Annotated in this window: 2 protein-coding genes; both read right to left on the reverse strand. The window is 62.5% G+C overall.

All coding sequences use genetic code 11. The annotated features are described in order from the left end of the window. Nucleotides 1–1,794, reverse strand: a 1,794-nt coding sequence (locus JHD07_RS36665; RefSeq protein ID WP_291631062.1) for an AAA family ATPase, incomplete at its 3' end; no start/stop codon positions are given. 285 nt (nt 1,795–2,079) lie between these two features. Continuing rightward, entirely contained in the window at nt 2,080–2,412 is a 333-nt protein-coding gene (clpS, locus tag JHD07_RS36670; RefSeq protein WP_063194953.1) for an ATP-dependent Clp protease adapter ClpS, read from the reverse strand. Between the last annotated feature and the right edge of the window lie 590 nt (nt 2,413–3,002).

Genomic DNA, 3,002 nt, shown 5'->3' on the forward strand with positions numbered 1-3,002 from the left:
ATTGTGATCGGTGAGCCGGCCGTGATCCATGATCTGGAGCAGCACGTTGTAGAGGTCGGGATGTGCCTTCTCGATCTCGTCGAGCAGCACGACGCAATGCGGATGCTGGTCGACGCCGTCGGTGAGCAGGCCGCCTTGATCGAAGCCGACATAGCCGGGAGGCGCGCCGATCAGGCGCGACACCGTGTGCCGCTCCATGTACTCGGACATGTCGAAGCGCAGCAGCTCGACTCCGAGCGTCGCCGCGAGCTGCTTTGCCACTTCGGTCTTGCCGACACCGGTGGGCCCTGAGAACAGGTAGCAGCCGATCGGCTTCTCCGGCTCCCGCAGGCCGGCACGCGCCAGCTTGATGGAGGCGGCAAGCGGCTCGATCGCCCGATCCTGGCCGAACACGGTGCGCTTCAGGGTCTGCTCGAGGTGCTTGAGCACCTCGGCATCGTCCTTCGAAACGCTCTTCGGCGGAATCCGCGCCATCGAGGCGATCGTGGTCTCGATCTCCTTGATGCCGATGGTCTTCTTGCGCTTGTTCTCGGAGACCAGCATCTGCGCCGCGCCGGACTCGTCGATCACGTCGATCGCTTTGTCCGGCAGCTTGCGGTCGTGGATGTAGCGCGAGGACAGCTGCACCGCCGCCTCGATCGCCTCATTGGTGTATTTCAGCCGGTGGTAGTCCTCGAAATACGGCTTGAGACCCTTGAGGATCGCGATGGCGTCCTCGACCGTCGGCTCGTTGACGTCGATCTTCTGGAAACGCCGCACCAGCGCGCGGTCCTTCTCGAAGTGCTGGCGGTATTCCTTGTAGGTGGTCGAGCCCATGCAACGGATCGTGCCCGAGGCGAGCGCCGGCTTGAGCAGGTTCGAGGCATCCATCGCTCCGCCCGACGTCGCGCCCGCACCGATCACGGTGTGGATCTCGTCGATGAACAGGATGGCGTTGGGATGCGCCTCGAGCTCCTTCAGCACCTGCTTCAAGCGCTCTTCGAAGTCACCGCGATAACGCGTGCCTGCGAGCAGCGTGCCCATGTCGAGCGAGAACACGGTGGCGGCCGCAAGCACCTCAGGCACTTCGCTGTCGACTATGCGCTTGGCGAGACCTTCCGCGATCGCGGTCTTGCCGACGCCGGCTTCGCCAACGAACAGCGGGTTGTTCTTCTGCCGGCGGCACAGCACCTGAATCGCGCGGTTGATCTCGGAATTGCGTCCGATCACCGGGTCGATCTTGCCGTCGCGCGCCTTCTTGTTGAGGTTGACGCAATAGGTCTCGAGCGCCTCGCCCTTCTTCTTGGCGTCCTCGTTGCCCTTGGCCTCGGTTTCCTCGTCGACGCCGCGCACGGGGCGCGCCTCGGAGACGCCGGGCCGCTTGGCGATGCCGTGGCTGATGTAGTTGACCGCGTCGTAGCGCGTCATGTCCTGCTCCTGCAGGAAATACGCGGCGTGGCTCTCGCGCTCGGCGAAGATCGCGATCAGCACGTTGGCGCCGGTCACCTCTTCGCGACCGGACGACTGGACGTGAATCACGGCGCGCTGGATCACGCGCTGGAAGCCGGCGGTCGGCTTGGCGTCGTCGGCGCCATCCGTCACCAGGTTCTCGAATTCGGTCTCAAGGTAATTGACGAGGCTCGCACGGAGCTTGTCGAGATCGACGCTACAGGCGCGCATGACGGCGGCTGCATCGGAGTCGTCGATCAGGGAGAGCAAGAGATGCTCGAGCGTCGCGTATTGGTGATGACGCTCGTTTGCGATCGCCAGCGCACGATGCAGGGATTGTTCAAGGCTTTGGGAAAAAGTCGGCATTCGCGTCCTCTATGGCCCCCACCATCATGGTCGTGATCGCCCGGTCAGGCAACAACAACCTTTGTCACATATAGTTATACAAGACCGCGGTGAAAGACCGGTTCCGCGACTCGGTGGCGACACATCTGCGGTATTTTCGATGCAAAACCCGTTCCGATTTGGGCAGGATGGGCGCTGGCGCACGATTCCGTAGTTTTGCCGCCTGCGTCCAACAGCGCGCAGCCTTCACGCGACAACGACGTTGCGGCTTACAAGAGAGCCGCCTTCAAACGCGGCGAAAGGCGTCTACTTCTTTTCCATTACGCATTGCAGCGGGTGCTGGTGCTTGCGGGCGAAATCCATCACCTGCGTCACCTTGGTCTCGGCGATCTCGTAGGTGAAGACGCCGCACTCCCCGATGCCATGATGATGGACATGCAGCATGATCTTGGTCGCAGCTTCGATGTCCTTGTTGAAGAACTTCTCCAGCACGTGAACGACGAACTCCATCGGCGTGTAGTCGTCGTTGAGGATCAGCACGCGGTACAAGTTCGGCCGCTTGGTCTTGGGCTTGACCTTGGTGATCACCGAGGTGTTCGGACCCGAGGGAGTGCCCGAACGGTTCTCGTCATTGCTCATGCGAGGAGCGGCGGCAGCGGCTGGCGCGGACAAGTCGAGGCTGGAAGTCAATTGCAGCATGGCACAGGCGTTCAAAATTCCCCACGGAAGCGAATGCGGTCACCGCGCGACCCCGTCCTCCGGAGCCCGGCGCAGGCGCGCCAACCAGTTGGATCGCCGCTCCCGACAAATCCGGTCAAGCCGTATCGCTCGCTAGCAATATGGCCCTGCCCCTGGCTGGCCGCAAGCACGCGAAGCTACGGCCAATGCAGTCGCGGCAGTTCCGATTCCCGGTCCAAGCGATCCTGGTCAGGTTAATCAATCCGGACCGATTTGACAAAACCTTCCGCGCGGCTGGTTTAGAACGTGTCGACCAGGAACCCGCCGTAACCCGCCTCCAGCTAGCTACGCCGAATCCACGGCTCGCTGGAGCGATCCGACTGCGAACCGCATTATTGCGCCGGCAGCAGCGACAGGTTCGATCTGGTCAGCGCAGCCGGTGTTTCGCTCGAAGCTGCGCGCACCACGCTTCGGATCATCGCGCACAGCAAAAAGCCCGGCTGGTGCAGCCGGGCTTTTTGCTGTGCGCGATGATCCGAAGCGTGGTGCGC

This window comes from Bradyrhizobium sp., from assembly GCF_016462955.1.
In the GTDB taxonomy this organism is placed as follows: domain Bacteria; phylum Pseudomonadota; class Alphaproteobacteria; order Rhizobiales; family Xanthobacteraceae; genus Bradyrhizobium.

Bases quoted from the DNA above. Each gene is read 5' to 3' on its own strand.
- clpS (WP_063194953.1), bottom strand. From the start codon at position 2,412: ATGAGCAATGACGAGAACCGTTCGGGCACTCCCTCGGGTCCGAACACC.